Origin of the sequence: Corallococcus sp. AS-1-12 (assembly GCF_020036995.1) — a bacterium.
Lineage (GTDB): Bacteria > Myxococcota > Myxococcia > Myxococcales > Myxococcaceae > Corallococcus.
Map to the genome: position 1 here is coordinate 121,755 of NZ_JAIQDD010000002.1, position 14,111 is coordinate 135,865.

Below are 14,111 nucleotides of genomic sequence, written 5' to 3' on the forward strand. Positions count from 1 at the left end.
CCGGGGGCTGCCCGGTGGGGGCCAGCCCGCCGGGCAGGGAAGCAGGCGGAGTGTCAACCGCCCTTGCGCAGCTCGGTGAGGACCAGCTTGGCCACGGCCTTGAGCGTGTCGAACACGCCCACGCCCGTGGGCGCCACGGCCTGGTACTCCGGGATGTTCCGCGGGTTGAGCGCCTTGCGCATCTCCTCCACGGTCACCGCGTTGGGCAGGTCGCGCTTGTTGTACTGCACGACGTACGGAATCTTGTTCAGGTCGTAGCCCTGCTCCGCCAGGTTGATGCGCAGGTTCTCCAACGACTCCATGTTGGCTTCCATGCGCTCGATCTGGCTGTCGGCGACGAACACCACGCCGTCCACGCCCTTCAAGATGAGCTTGCGGCTGGCGTCGTAGAACACCTGGCCGGGCACCGTGTAGAGGTGGAAGCGCGTCTTGAAGCCGCGGATCTCACCGAGCGACAGCGGCAGGAAGTCGAAGAAGAGCGTGCGGTCCGTCTCCGTGGAGAGCGAGATCAGCTTGCCCTTCGTGTCCGCCGCGGTCTTGTTGTAGATGTACTGAAGGTTGGTCGTCTTCCCGCAGAGTCCCGGCCCGTAATAGACAATCTTGCAGTTGATTTCGCGGGATGAGTAATTGATGAAGGACATGGCTTCCCGGGTTACTCGCTGAAGAGGTTGTCGATATCGTCGTCGGAGATCTCGGCGAACGGCGAACCGGCTCCGGGGCTGTCGGTCTTCTTCACGAGGCTTTCGAAGATCTTCGTCAGCTCGTCGCTGGCCTTCTTGATGCGCAGGCGCACCAGACCCAGGCTCGTGCGGTTGTCGAAGATGACGACCAGCACCACCCGGCTGCCGACGATGGTCATGTAGAGGCTGTCCTTCGCCCCTTCATGGAACTGGTTGGGGAACTCGTTCTCCCCGATGAGCTTCGCGAGTCCGCCCATGGCGGCCACGTTGCCGGCCGTCAGCGACGCGAGCGACGTGGTGTCGATGTTCTGCGTCTGGCCGGCCGAGGAGATGAGCTGGCCGTTCTTGTCGACGAGGAAGACCACCTTCGCGTTCGCGTCCTTGGTGAGCCGGTCGCAAACGGCGTTGATCTTGGTGAACTCCTCTTCGTACATCACCAGTTGCGTGCCCATGGGCGTATGCGCTCCTCAGCGTTCGCTCGCCCCGCGCACGGCGGCGCTCCGATGTTTCTGGAGTGAATCCCGGAGGTTAGACGAGGCGCTACCGACCGCCGTCATGCTTAGCAAAGCAGTTCCACTCCAGCAAGAAGCCAGCCGTGATCCGCGCCGCTTCTTGAAGGAATGACGGCTTCGCGGGTTGGGACACCTGCCCACCTTCTCTATACTCTCCCGGGCCTTGCGTCGCCCGAGCCCCCTCACCGACATCCTCCCGCGCCTCGTCGTCCTCGTCCTGGCGCTCGCCTGTACCGGGGCCGCCCGTGCGCAGGCCCCCGAGTCCGAGCGCGCCTCGCTGCGCCTTCGTTACGGGCTGTCCTCCCGGCAGGGTGAGCAGGTGGATGTAGGGCCGGGGCTCACCTACTCGGGGCTGACGCCGAACGACGTGGCGCTGACGTTGATGGGCTGGGCGGGCGAGCACCTGGGCGGCCAGGTGGAGCTCCAGCGCGAGGCGTTCGAGCTGCGGGATGCCTCTTCGCGCGTGACGGGTGGAAGCCTGGTGCGCGGCTCGGTGGGGCCGCGCGGGCGCCTGTCGCTGGGGCCGGTGCGGCTGGAGCTGGGGGCGGGCTACGGCTTCGCGCAGTTGCCGCTGTTCGGCGGGTTCACGTACGCGCCGGTGCTGCAGCGGGGCGTGCGGCACGCGGCGCTGTTCGCCGGGAGGGTGCTGGTGGCGCTGCCGGCGCGGCTTCAACTGGAGGCGCGGGGCGAGGTGCCGCTGACGCTCTCCGCGCACGCGGCGGACGGGCTGAAGGCGTCGTCGTCCGGCTACGTGGTGGGCGCGGCGCTCTCGTACCCGGTGATGCGCCGGGACGGCTGGACGGGGCGGCTGCTGCTGGACGTGCAGCAGGCGCACGACACGATGGAGCTGGAGGACAGCGGCCTGCGCTCCGAGCAGCGCATGCGCCGCGTCGGCCTGGGCTTCGAGGTGGCGTTGGGACCGGCGCCGAGAATCATCGAGTGCCCGGTGCATGGATATGTCCCCATCCAGGTGGTGGACGCGGACACGGGGGCACCCCTGGTGGGTGCGCGGGTGCGCGTGCCCTCGTTGCTGCAACCGGGGATGACCGAGGAGAAGGTGACGGACGCGCAGGGGCGGGTGACGGTGAATCTCCCCACCGGGGAGCAATCCGCGCAGGTGAGCCTGGAGGGCTATGACTCCACGACGGAACGCACCACCGTCGCGTTCATCGAGAACCCAGGTCTGGCGATCCGGCTCCATAAGAACGCGCCGAAGACGGGCTCGCTCAAGGTGAAGGTGGTGCAGGGCAAGAACAGCGCGCCGGTTCCGGACGTGCAGGTCGTCTCCGGCGCCGCGCGGCTGCGCACGGACACGGCTGGCGAGCTGCTGCTCGAAGGGCTGGAGCCGGGGCCCGTGGTGGTGGCGATGTCCGCGCCGGGCTTCCGCTCCACGGAAGAAGCCGCGGTGGTGGTTGCGGGGCAGACGTCGGAGCTGGTGGTGGTGCTGTCGCAGGACCGCAAGGGCGAGCTGGCCACCCTGGTGGGCCAGGTGCGCAGCGCGCGCAGCGGCAAGCCGCTGGTGGCGACGGTGACGATTCCCCAGGCGAAGGTGCGCACGCGCACGGACAAGAGCGGCGCCTTCACCGCGCGCGTCCGCGGCGGCACGTACCGCATCACCCTGTCCGCGGCCGGGCACCGGACCCAGACGAAGACGGTCACCGTGCGCGAAGGCGAGCAGGCGATTCTCAACGTGGATCTGTTCCCGAGGGGCCGGTGAGTCGCGCGGCGGTGCCGCGACGCGCCCGTCCGTCGTCGTCGAGGTATCAGTGAGTCCTGTCCGCATCCTGGCGCTGTCGCTGCTCGTCCTCCTCTCCGGCTGCTCGGGGTGTGAACGCGAGGAGGCGCCGAAACCCCCGCCGGTGGTGGAGGTGGACGCGGGGGCCGTCGTCCCCATTGGACGCCTGGAGGGGCTCTCCGGTGACGTGCGCCTGGAGCGCGGCGGCAAGGTGGGCCCGGCGGTGGAGGGGCCGCTGCTCGCGGGCGACGCGGTGGAGACGGGTGAGAGCGGCTCCGCGACGGTGCGCTTCCCGGGCGACCGGACGGTGGAGGTGGGCAGCGAGGGCCGGTTCGCGGTGGGCTCGGACGCGACGGGCATCGTGATGAAGGTGGAGCGCGGCATCGTGCTGTCGCGCGTGCCCGCGGGCGGGAAGCCGGACAGCGCGGGCTCCAAGGTGACGTTGAACATCCTCACCCCCTTCGGCCTCACGCGCGTGGGGCAAGAGCCCTCGGAGGTGAAGGTCGCGGTGGCGGAGGACTCGGCGCGGGTGGAGGTGAAGCTGGGTGCCATCGAGCTGGTCTCCAAGGACGGCAAGACGCTGCGCGCGGCCCAGGGCGACGCGGTGGACCTGACCCGCGAGCGCGCGCAGGTGACGCCCTCGGCCCCGCGCGTCGTGGAGCTGGCGCCCATCCCGGTGACGGTGCGCGCGACCTCCGGTGTCACGGAGGTGAAGGCGAAGGACACGGGCCGCTGGCGCAAGGTGCGCCGCGAGGGCGAGGTGCTGGCCTTCGGCGACGGCGTGCGGACGAAGGGCGGCGAGGCGGTGCTGTCCCTCAAGGACAGCGGCACGGTGCTGACGCTCGCTCCGGGCGCGGAGGCGGTGCTGGAGAGCGCGGGACAGCAGGGCACCATCGACGAGGCGCGCGTCAACCTGCTCCAGGGCCTGTTGGCCGTGCAGCTCGCCATGGGGCGTGAGAGCCGCGTGGTGCTGCCGGAGATGACGGTGGAGTCGGGGAGCGGCGCGCGGCTGGAGATCCGCCGCACGAACGCGGGCATGCAGGTGGCGGCGCACACCGGCGACGTGACGCTGCGGCGGGGCGAGGCGCGGCAGGAGCTGCGCGCGGGCGAGCGCGCCACCGTGGGCACGGACGGCAACGCGAAGGTGGAGCCGCTGGAGGAGGCGGCGGTCGCGGTGGGCCCGGGCGAGGGCACGGAGGTCTTCCACCGGGGCCTCGCGGAGGTGGCGCTCACCTGGGAGGGCCAGGGCGACGCGGTGGTGGAGGCGGCGCAGGACGCGGCCTTCAAGCGCCCGGTGCTCTGGGGCCGCGTGCACCGCGCCTCCGTCAACGTGTCCGCGCTGGCCCGGGGCACGTTGTACTGGCGGGCGCGCAAGGAGGACGGCACGCAGGTGGCCGCGGGCAGCATCCACTTCGCGCCGGAGTCCCCCACCAGCTCGCTGGCGCGCGTGCGCAACGTGGTGCCCGAGGGGCCGGAGAAGACGACCATCTTCTACCAGGACAAACCCCCGGCGGTGACGTTCACCTACGGCGAGGAACCGCAGGCCCGTAGCTATCGCGTGGCGGTGTACAAGGCGGGCTCGTTGGCGACGCCCGTGGTGCAGCGCACGGTGTCGGAGACGCGCGCGGCGCTGGAGGCGGGACAGTTGGGGGAGGGCAGCTACCTGTGGTCCGTCACGCCGCTGTCGCAGGCGGGCGCGGCCCTCAAGGGCGGGCGGATGAACAAGCTGGAGCTCGTCTATGACAACTCGGTGGTGGGGCTGGTGGTGGACAGCCCGCGCCAGGGTGGGCCGGCGGCGGAGAAGGTGCGGGCCTCCGGTGTCGCGCCCGTGAATGCCCGCCTGTCCATCAACGGACGGGCCGTGCCCCTGGACGCCAAGCACCGCTTCGATACATGGGTGGCCCCCATGGGAATGCCCCCCCTGCTGGTGTTTAAGATGACGCGCCCCGGTGCCCCAGACGTACTCACGGTGCGCACCCTGAAACCGCGAGGACCTTGAGGGATGGCACAGCCCAACGTTCCCATTCCGGATCCCGCCGGCGCGTCCACCGCCACGCTCCTCCAGCCCTACGGGCAGTACGTCCTCGTGCGCAAGCTGGCCGAGGGCGGCATGGCGGAGATCTTCCTCGCCAAGCTGCTGGGCGCGGACGGCTTCGAGCGCAACGTGGTGCTCAAGCGGATGCTGCCGACGCTGTCGGCCATCCCGGACTTCGTGGAGATGTTCCGCGACGAGGCGCGGCTGGCGGCGAAGCTGTCACATCCGCACATCGTGCAGATCCACGAGCTGGGCTTCACGGAGGGCTGCTACTACATCTGCATGGAGTACCTCGCGGGCGAGGACTTCTCCACGACGCTGCGGCTCGCGGGCCGGCGCCGGCAGTACGTGCCGCTGCCGATGGTGCTGCGGGTGCTCATCGACGCGGCGCGGGGCCTACACTTCGCGCACGCCTTCACGAACGAGCAGGGCCAGCCGCTGAACGTGGTGCACCGGGACGTGTCGCCGTCCAACCTGTACGTGACGTACCAGGGCCAGGTGAAGGTGCTGGACTTCGGCATCGCCAAGGCCGAGTCGCGGCTGGTGCAGACGCGCACGGGCGTGGTGAAGGGCAAGTACATCTACATGGCGCCGGAGCAGGCGCAGGGGAAGGAGGTCGACCCGCGCGCGGACGTCTTCTCCCTGGGCGTCAGCCTCTACGAGGCCGTCACGCACGTGCGGCCCTTCTCCCGCGAGAACGACCTGGCGGTGCTCAACGCGCTGCTCCAGGGCGAGTTCGAGAAGCCGCGCGCGCTGAGGGCGGACCTGCCGCAGGGCCTGGAGGACATCATCCTCAAGGCCATGGCCTTCAAGCCGGAGGACCGGTACGCGACGGCGGAGGACTTCGCGGTCGCGCTGGAGGCCTTCGCCTCGGACCTCCAGGGCGGGGCCGCGAGCGCCCCGGCGCTGGGCACGTTCCTGCGCAACCACTTTGGCGAGGAGCGCGTCGCGGAGAAGACGCGCATCCCCACGATGGCCACGCTCACCGCGGCGCGTCCGGCGGACCCCGAGTTCGCGGCGATTGCCTCCGCTGTCTCCGGCGCTGGGACGAACACGTACGGGCAGCAGGTGTCCCGTCCGAGCGGCACGGGCGTGCGGGCGCTGACCGCGCAGAACCGGGCGGCCCCCGCGCAGGCGCAGGCTCCCGAGCCGGAGGTCCTGCCGAGCGCGCCCGTGGCGAAGCCCGCGTCCCGGCGCTGGCTCCTGGGCGTGGTGGGCGGCCTGGGGCTGGTGGCCGCGGGCGTGGCGTTCGTCGTCGCGCGGCCCGGTGGCACCGCGGCGAACGTGACGCCTCCGCCTGCGGTGCAGCAGGCCGTCGCGCCCGTGGCCCACAGCGGGACTCCGGCGGGCACGCAGACTCCCCCGGTCGCGGCGCAGGGGGCTCCGGCCCCGGGGCCTGAAGGGACCCCGCCTGGCGACGTTCAGGGCACCGTGCGGGACGACCCGCCGGGCGGCGACGCGGTGGCGGCGTCCGTGACGGATTCGCCCCCCGTGGACGACGGGGCGGAGGACACGTCCCCCCGCAGGGTGACGAAGCGGCCGGCGGCGAAGGAGCCGGTGTCGCTGGGCATCGACGACATCCAGCGCGTGGTGTCCGGCGGCCGCTCGAAGATCACCGGCTGCTTCGAGCGCTACAAGTCCGACCTGCCGGCGGCCTCGGGCGAGGTGCAGGTGGAGCTCACCATCGTGTCATCCGGCAAGGTGCGCGCGGGCACGCGCGGGCCGCTGGCGTCCACGGCGGTGGGCCGCTGCCTGGAGACGCAGGCCCAGAGCCTGCGCTTCCCGGTGCACCGCGACCAGGAGGTCACGGTGTTGATGCCGTTCTCGTGGAAGGTGACGCAGTAGCCCGCGCCGTCACAGGTCGCGGCGGGCGGACAGCGCCTTGGCGAGCGTGGCCTGGTCCGCGAACTCCAGGTCGCCGCCCATGGGCAGGCCCTGCGCGATGCGCGTCACCCGCAGGCCCATCGGCTTGAGCAGGCGCGTGAGGTAGAGCGCGGTGGCCTCGCCCTCGATGTCCGGGTTGGTGGCGAGGATGATCTCCTCCACCCGGCTGTCGTTGAGGCGGTGCAGCAGTTCCTTGATGCGCAACTGCTCCGGGCCCACGCCTTCCAGCGGGGACAGCACGCCGTGCAGCACGTGGTAGCGGCCCTTGAACTCGCGGGTGCGCTCCAGCGCCATCAGGTCGGAGTAGGTCTCCACGACGCACAGGGCGCGCTCGTCGCGGCGGTTGTCGCGACAGAAGCCGCACAGCTCCGAGTCGGTGAGGGAGAAACAGCGCACGCACAGGTGCACCTTCTCCTTCACCTCGCGGATGGCCTGCGAGAGGTCGACGGCGAACTCGCCCGGCGCCCGCAGGATGTGGAACGCGAGGCGCTGGGCGGTCTTCTCACCAATGCCCGGCAGCTTCGCGAGCTGGGCGACCAGGCGATTCAGCGGATCGGGGGTCATCCGTCTTTAATTAATGCCGGGGATCTTCACGCCGCCGGAGATCTTCGCCAGCTCCGCGTTCATGTGCTGACGGCTGCTCGCCAGGGCAGTGTTCACGGCGGCGGTGATGAGGTCCTCGAGCATCCCCGGGTCGTTGGGGTCGATGGCGCTCTTGTCGATCTTGATGCTGCGGATCTCCTGCACGCAGTTGGCGACGACCGTCACGCGGCCCTCGCCGGACGTCGCCTCGACGGTCTCTTCCGCCAACTGCTTCTTCCGCTCCTCGATCTTCTCGGTGAGCTTGTTCGCCTGCCGGATGAAGTAGTTCAGGTCGATGCCGGGCATGTGCTTCCTCGGTCCCCGGTCGTGGGAGCGCGGGGCCGCCATGGCGCCGCTCGGGGCAGGGACGTTGGCGCGCACCCTAGCGGGGCCGGGAGGCGTTGTCAGTCGTCAGGAGCGGCGGGGATGTCCGGGAGGTTGGCCGGTGGCCGCTCGGGCTCGTAGACCTGGATGTGTTCGATTTCGCCGCCCAGCATCTTGAGGATGGCCCGCACGGACGCGTGGGAGCGCACCTTGCCCTCGGTGGTCTTCTCGTGGGTGTTTCGGGTCTGGGTGTCCACCTCGGAGAGGCTCAAGCCCATGCCGCCCGGGAGGACGTCCTGGATCTGAGGCACGTCCGTGATGGTGAGCTTCACGGCGCGGCCGAAGTGCGACGCGAGCGCCGCGTCCACGGTGGCCTTGCCCCCGGGCGACACCACGGCGGCCTTGTGGAAGGCGGCGGAGGGCGGGAAGCCCAGGATGATTTCGCCCGCCTTCATGGACTGGAGGCGGCCATTGGCGAGCGCCGTGCCGTGGCGCACGGACGTGGACTTCACGGTCTCCACGGCGGCGCGCCAGCGCTCGGGCAGGGAGCGGTTGGGGTTGTCGCGGCTGGTGGCGACGGGCGCCATCGCGGGCGGCGGCTCGGGCTCTGGCGGCTCCGGTTCGGGGGCGGCGGGCTCCGCGACGGGGATGCACTCGCCGGAGGCACAGCCTTCGGCGGAGCCCTCTTCCGGGAACATGCGCTCGTCCGCGTCCTCGTCGCCGTGGGGCGGAGGCTCGGGCGGGGCCACGGGCTCCGGCTTGCGCATGTTGGTGATGCGCACGGTGGGCGTGGCGGGTTCGGGCGCGCGCGCCGCGGGCGTGGGAACGGGAGCAGGGGGCTGGGCGCCGCCGTTGCGGAGGAAGGAGAGGGGACGGGCCGCGGACGGAGGCAGGTCGTCCATGACGACGCCCGGGGCCGCAGGGGCCTCCATCGCGGGGGCCGCGCCGCCGCCGTTGCGCAGGAAGGACAGCGGGCGCGAGGCGGACGGAGACAGGTCGTCCATCACCACCGGCGCGGGAGGCGCGGCGGCGGGGGTGGGAACGGGGCCGCTGGCGCCGCCCCCATTGCGAAGGAAGGAGAGGGGACGGGCCGCCGAGGGGGACAGGCCCTCCATCAGCGCGGCCGGAGGCGTCCGGGTGGCCACGGCGGACGCACCGGCCGGCTCACCGCGAGAGGGAAGCGCAGGCGCTTCGCCCGGAGCTCCGTGTGAGGCGGTGGCCCCCGCGTGCGGGGATGCGCCGCGAGCCTCGAAGGGCTGCGGCATTGGCCCCGTGGACGCGTCCTGCGCCCCGAAGGGACGGGGGCTCGCACCCGCATGGGCCGAGGGGCCCGGTGCCTCGCGGGAGTGCCCGTTGGACGCCGGGGGCATCGGAGCACGCGCGTCGTCGAAGGGCCTGACGGTGGCCCCCGCGTGCGCGGACGGGCCTTGCGCTTCGAATGGACGCGACGAGACCTCCCCCTGCGCGTCGAACGGACGCGGCAGGGCGCCCGTCTGCGCGGGAGGACCTTCGACGGGACGCGCTGCTACGGGCGCGGGCGCGCGGACTTCGGCCTGGACGTCAGACGCGAAAGTTCGCGGGACCGGAGCGACCTCCTGGCGCTCCGGTCGTGTTCTTCGCGCCTTCCGCGCCAAGGCCCGCCGACAGCCGCTCCACGCGGGCCAGCAGGTCGGGAATCGAACCGGCCGGGGACAACTGGATGGCCTTGAGCAGCGCCATCTCCAGCGCCAGCCGGGGCTGCGCCGCTCGCGACACGTCCCAGATGCAGCCGTGCACGATGTCGAACAGCCGCGACAACTGCGCCGTGTCCGCTTCCTTCGCCAGCGCCAGGAGCGCCTTCTGCTCGGACTCCGCCAGCTCCGCGGGCGCCTCCCCCAGCGACTTCGTCACGAAGAGGTGCCGCAACTGCAGCGCCAGCTCCTCCGCCAGCCGCTTCAGGTCCAGGCCCCGGTTGAACACCTCGTCCACCCGGCCCAGCACGCGCTTCGCGTCCTTGCGGACCAGCGCCTCCGCGAAGTCCTGCACCACCGTGCGGTCGATGGCGCCCATCGCCTCCGCGACGGCCTCGTCCGTGGGGTTGGGGCCGCACGACGCCAGGATCTGATCCAACAGGCTCAGCGCGTCGCGCATGCCGCCTTCGGACTGGCGCACCACCAGCGACAGCGACTGCTCGGAGATGCCCGCGCCCTCCGCCTGGCAGATCTCCTTCAACCGCTGGAGCATCCGCGCCGCGGAGATGCGCCGGAAGTTGTGGCGCTGGCAGCGCGACAGGATGGTGTCCGGCAGCTTGTGCGCCTCCGTCGTCGCGAAGATGAACTTCACGTGACCGGGCGGCTCCTCCAGCGTCTTCAGCAGCGCGTTGAACGCCGCGCCAGAGAGCATGTGGACTTCGTCGATGATGTAGATCTTGTGGCGGTCGCGCTGCGGCAGGTACTTCGCGTTCTCGCGAATCTCGCGCACGTTCTCGACGCCGTTGTTGGACGCACCGTCGATCTCCGCCACGTCCACGCTGGTGCCGGCGGTGATTTCGGTGCACGCCCGGCAGGTGCCGCACGGGGTCGCCGTGGGGCCCTGCTCGCAGTTGAGCGCCTTGGCGAGCAGGCGGGCGGCCGTCGTCTTGCCCACCCCTCGAGGACCGCAGAACAGGTACGCGTGCGCGACCCGGTCCATCTTGATGGCGTTCCCGATGGTCCGGACCACGTGCTCCTGGCCGGTCATGTCATCGAACTTCTGCGGGCGCCATTTGCGGGCGAGGACGAGGTAGCTCATGGGGACAACCATCTAAACACGGCGGGCAAAAGGATCCATGGAACGTCCATTCCGCCCGCCGTGAGACGCACTCCGTCTCAGCGTCCGAGCGCCTGTAGCACCACGTTGGCCGCGTTGTGCCCGGCCGCGCCGATGACGCTTCCGGCGGGGTGGCAGCCCGCGCTGCAGAAGTAGAGCCCCTGCACCGGCGTCTCATAGGGCAGCCGGTCGGTGAACCCGCGCTTGTTGTCCACATGATGGATGTGGCCGCGGGTGATGCCGAAGTGGGACTCAATCTTCGGCGGCGTGAGCGCGAAGTACTCCTGCACCAGGTCGCTGGTGCCGGGCGCGAAGCGGTCGCAGATGGACAACAGATGCTTCACGTAGCGCGCCTCCTCCTTCTCCCAGGTGGTGCCCTCCAGCTTCTCCGGCACCCACTCCACGAAGAGGGCGGAGTTGTGGTGGCCCTCCGCATCCTTCAGCGACGGGTCCACCGTGGTGTGCACGTACCACTCGATGGAGGGGAACTCCGCCAGCCGGCCCGCCTTCGCCTCCTTGTAGCCGTGCGCCAGCGCCCCCAGCACGTCGTCCCCCTGGGGCAGCAGGTGGATGGTGGGCCCGAACTGGCCCCGGTCCTCCGGCAGGCAGGTGAAGGTGGGCAGCGATTTGAGGCACAGGTTCACCTTCAGCGTGGTGCCCGGCGCGGACAGCCCGTCCACCATGCTCCGGTAGTCCGGGTTCAGCGCCTTCGAGTCCACCAGCTTCAGCGTGCGGAACGGGTCCGCGTTGGAGACCACGACCTTCGCGGACAGCTCCTCGCCGTTCTCCAGCACCACGCCCTTCACCACGCCGCCGTCCACGCGCACCGACGCCACCTTCGCGTTCGTGCGCAACTGGGCGCCGTGCTTGCGCGCGAGCTGCGCGATGCGCTGGGTGACGGTGCCCATGCCGCCTTCGACGATCATCCACGTGCCGCCGCTGCCCGGCAGCCGGCAGAGGTTGTGCACCAGCAGGTTCATGCCCGTGCCCGGCGTGTCATAGCCGCCGTCCAGGCCGGAGAACGCATCGGTGACGGCGTACATCGCCTTCACGAAGTCGGACTTGTAGCCGAAGCGCTCCAGGTACTCGCGCGCCGTGCCGCGACACAGCCGGATGAAGTGCTGGCGCAGGGCAGGGCGCACGTACCGCTCCGCCGTCTCCTCCAGCGACAGGGGCGGCAAAAGCCACGCGGGCGCCAGGTCCTCGCGCAGCGCCGCCAGCTCCGTGTTCATGGCGACGTGGGCGTTCCAGTCCGCCTCGGAGAAGAACTCGCGGAACTGCCGCTCCAGCTCCCGCTCATCCGAGCCGAAGAGCAGGTAGCGCTTGTCCATCGTGGGCAGGAAGTAGTGCGGGTCGCGGCGCTTGAGGGGCAGCTCCAACTGGAGCTCCTGGAGCAGCTCCGGCGGCATCAGCCCCAGGAGGTACGCGCCCGTGGAGACGCCCAGCTTCGGGGCCGTGCGGAACGGGTACTCCGTCTTGCACGCGCCGCCCACCTGGTCCTTCTCCTCCAGCACGGTGACCGACAGGCCCCGGCGCGCGAGCATCGCCGCCGCGACAAGTCCGTTGTGGCCCGCGCCCACCACGATGACGTCTGGCATGGTCTTCCTCCTTGGGGAAAAGGCCGTTCCTAGCCGAGCCCTGGCCTCCCCGACAAACACCGTGCGTCTTGCGCCGGACGTCAGGGCCGGAAAGAGTCGCGCCCGCCCCGTGAACGCCCCTCCCTCCGACGCGCCCCCGGCCCCCGTCCCTCCCCAGGCCCCATTGGAGGTCCCGGTCCCCGTAAGGACGGGCCCGCCCGGTGCCTTGCGTGCGCTGGGGCTCCTCGCGGTGGCGCTGGTGCCGTACGTCCTCGCGGTGAGCGAGCTGGGGCGCATCCACCCGGACGAGGTGTTCCAGGCGCTGGAGCCCGCGTACTGGCGCGTGCACGGCTACGGCGTGCTGGCCTGGGAGTGGCGCGAGGGCCTGCGCAACTGGGCCGTCCCCGGCGTGCTGGCCGCCTTCCTCAAGGTGGCGCACGGGCTCGGCGTCACCGACCCGCGCGTCTACCGGGGCGTGGTGGCGCTGCCCCAGTTCGCCCTGCACGCCTGGAGCCTGTGGGCCGTGTACCGCTTCGCGGAGCGCCGGGCGGGCCCGTGGGGTGGGGCGCTCGCGGTGCTGCTCGTGGGGCTGAGCGCACCGGTGCTCCTCTTCGCCGGACGCACCCTGTCGGAGTCCTTCTCCGCGTCCTTCCTCCTGGTGGCCATGGAGGCCCTGGACCGGCCGGACACCGGCGCGGACGCGCGCGTGCGCCGGGCCGGGCTCCTGGGGGGCATGGCCCTGGGGCTCGCCGTGGTGACGCGCTACCCGTCCGCCCTCTTCGTGGTGGCCGCGCTCCTGTGGCTGGCCGCCGCCCGGAGGTGGCGCCTGCTCGGCTTCACCTGCGTGGGAGGCGCGGCGGTGGCGGCGGGCCTGGGCCTGCTCGACCAGGCCACCTGGGGCGCGCCGTTCCACTCGTTCCGGGCCTACGTGGACTACAACCTGCTCTCCGGGAAGGCCGCCGCCGCGTTCGGCGCCTCACCGGCGGACTTCTACTGGGGGCCGCTGCTCCAGGCCATCCCCCTCTGGGCCTGGGCCGCCGTGCCCTTGTCGCTGGCCCCCCTGGTGCGCTTTCGCGCGCTGTCCCTGCCGCTCACCTGCGCGGCCGTCTACACCGCCGTCCTCCTGGCCACGCCGCACAAGGAGGAGCGCTTCCTCTACCCGGGGCTGGTGGTGGCGCTGCTCGCGGCGGCGTCCCAGGTGGCCGCGTCCATCACCGCGCTCTCCCGGCCGGGCCCGAGGAACGGGGCGGCGGTGCTCGCGCTGGCCCTGGGCTTCGTGCACGGCCGCGGCTTTCCCTCCAGCGACCTGCGCGCGGACCAGTTCCGCGCCATCGTCCGGGCCACGCGGGGGGACGCGACGGGGCTGCTCATCGTCAACGAGGGGCTGTGGGGCTCCGGGGGCTTCTTCTACATCGGCAAGAACATCCCCTGGCGCACCTGCGACTGGCCCCGGGACGCGGCCTTCCAGGCCTCCATCCGCGACCGCGCCTTCAACCGCGCCGTCACCTTCGAGGGCCGGGCCCTGCTGGAGCTCCAGGCGGCCGGCTTCCGCGTCGTCCGCGAGGTGGGGCGCGAAACCATCCTCGTCCGGGACTGAAACAGGGCGGCGGACGGGCAGGGGAGGGCAAGCCCGCAAAGCCGAAGCGCCGGCATCCCCGGAGGGATGTCGGCGCTTCAGGTGAGACAGAACGGCCGGGACACACGCGGAAGTACGCTACCGTTGCTTCCTTCCGGACCTGGCGGGGTTCGCGCCCCCACGTTGTCCCGACCACAAAATCCGTGCTGCTGCTTCGAAAATAACAACGGAGAGGGTGGGATTCGAACCCACGATACCCTTTCAGATATACACGCGTTCCAGGCGTGCGCCTTCAACCGCTCGGCCACCTCTCCAGAGACTTTGGAGCGGAGAGCGTAGGATTCGAACCTACGGTACCGTTGCCGGTACGCCTGATTTCGAGTCAGGTGCCTTCGACCACTCGGCCAGCTCTCCAGAAT

The 14,111-nt window shown here is 71.1% G+C and carries 11 protein-coding genes, 2 tRNA genes and 1 other RNA gene; 4 read left to right on the forward strand and 10 right to left on the reverse strand.

Annotation, left to right across the window (positions count from 1 at the left end; translation table 11 throughout):
- Nucleotides 1–53: 53 nt before the first annotated feature.
- A complete protein-coding gene (gene mglA, locus K8556_RS02840) occupies nt 54–641 on the reverse strand; it encodes a gliding-motility regulator Ras-like GTPase MglA (RefSeq protein ID WP_014394794.1) in 588 nt (195 codons plus the stop codon).
- Between the two features lie 11 nt (nt 642–652).
- A complete protein-coding gene (mglB, locus tag K8556_RS02845; protein WP_002637270.1) occupies nt 653–1,132 on the reverse strand; it encodes a gliding-motility regulator GTPase-activating protein MglB in 480 nt (159 codons plus the stop codon).
- Between the two features lie 223 nt (nt 1,133–1,355).
- Here mglB and K8556_RS39385 point away from each other — a divergent pair, with 223 nt between their 5' ends.
- Genes K8556_RS39385 through K8556_RS02860 form a run of 3 tightly spaced genes read left to right on the forward strand, consistent with a single transcriptional unit; the run spans nt 1,356 to nt 6,807 of the window.
- Nucleotides 1,356–2,909, forward strand: coding sequence for a collagen binding domain-containing protein (locus tag K8556_RS39385; protein ID WP_304503924.1), 1,554 nt, complete (start codon nt 1,356–1,358; stop codon nt 2,907–2,909).
- Between the two features lie 49 nt (nt 2,910–2,958).
- Nucleotides 2,959–4,926 carry a hypothetical protein gene (locus K8556_RS02855; protein WP_223738480.1) on the forward strand — a complete coding sequence of 656 codons (1,968 nt, stop codon included), beginning with the start codon at nt 2,959–2,961 and terminating at the stop codon, nt 4,924–4,926.
- Nucleotides 4,927–4,929: 3 nt separating this feature from the next.
- Nucleotides 4,930–6,807: a protein kinase gene (locus tag K8556_RS02860; RefSeq protein ID WP_223738481.1), complete on the forward strand. Its 1,878-nt coding sequence runs from the start codon at nt 4,930–4,932 to the stop codon at nt 6,805–6,807.
- A 9-nt stretch (nt 6,808–6,816) separates the two neighbouring features.
- On the opposite strand, the gene recR is transcribed toward K8556_RS02860, so the two are convergent.
- From recR to K8556_RS02885, 5 genes are all read right to left on the reverse strand, one after another.
- On the reverse strand, nt 6,817–7,410 hold the full coding sequence (gene recR, locus K8556_RS02865) for a recombination mediator RecR (protein WP_014394798.1): 594 nt from the start codon (nt 7,408–7,410) through the stop codon (nt 6,817–6,819).
- A 6-nt stretch (nt 7,411–7,416) separates the two neighbouring features.
- Complete coding sequence (locus K8556_RS02870) at nt 7,417–7,734, reverse strand: YbaB/EbfC family nucleoid-associated protein (RefSeq protein ID WP_223738482.1); 318 nt, start codon at nt 7,732–7,734, stop codon at nt 7,417–7,419.
- 98 nt (nt 7,735–7,832) lie between these two features.
- Nucleotides 7,833–8,897 (reverse strand): DNA polymerase III subunit gamma/tau, encoded by a 1,065-nt coding sequence (locus K8556_RS02875; RefSeq protein WP_223738483.1) that lies wholly within the window; start codon nt 8,895–8,897, stop codon nt 7,833–7,835.
- A gap of 415 nt (nt 8,898–9,312) precedes the next feature.
- Nucleotides 9,313–10,521 carry a DNA polymerase III subunit gamma/tau gene (gene dnaX, locus K8556_RS02880; RefSeq protein ID WP_223738484.1) on the reverse strand — a complete coding sequence of 403 codons (1,209 nt, stop codon included), beginning with the start codon at nt 10,519–10,521 and terminating at the stop codon, nt 9,313–9,315.
- A gap of 77 nt (nt 10,522–10,598) precedes the next feature.
- Nucleotides 10,599–12,137: an NAD(P)/FAD-dependent oxidoreductase gene (locus K8556_RS02885; protein ID WP_223738485.1), complete on the reverse strand. Its 1,539-nt coding sequence runs from the start codon at nt 12,135–12,137 to the stop codon at nt 10,599–10,601.
- 109 nt (nt 12,138–12,246) lie between these two features.
- Here K8556_RS02885 and K8556_RS02890 point away from each other — a divergent pair, with 109 nt between their 5' ends.
- The gene (locus tag K8556_RS02890) at nt 12,247–13,713 is read left to right on the forward strand and encodes a glycosyltransferase family 39 protein (protein WP_223738486.1); all 1,467 of its coding nucleotides are present in this window, start codon (nt 12,247–12,249) and stop codon (nt 13,711–13,713) included.
- 85 nt (nt 13,714–13,798) lie between these two features.
- Here K8556_RS02890 and ffs read toward each other — a convergent pair.
- The 3 genes from ffs to K8556_RS02905 form a co-directional block, all read right to left on the reverse strand.
- An RNA gene (gene ffs, locus K8556_RS02895) (signal recognition particle sRNA small type) lies at nt 13,799–13,891 on the reverse strand.
- A 28-nt stretch (nt 13,892–13,919) separates the two neighbouring features.
- Nucleotides 13,920–14,006: transfer RNA gene (locus K8556_RS02900), tRNA-Ser, on the reverse strand.
- A gap of 13 nt (nt 14,007–14,019) precedes the next feature.
- Nucleotides 14,020–14,106, reverse strand: a tRNA-Ser gene (locus K8556_RS02905).
- Between the last annotated feature and the right edge of the window lie 5 nt (nt 14,107–14,111).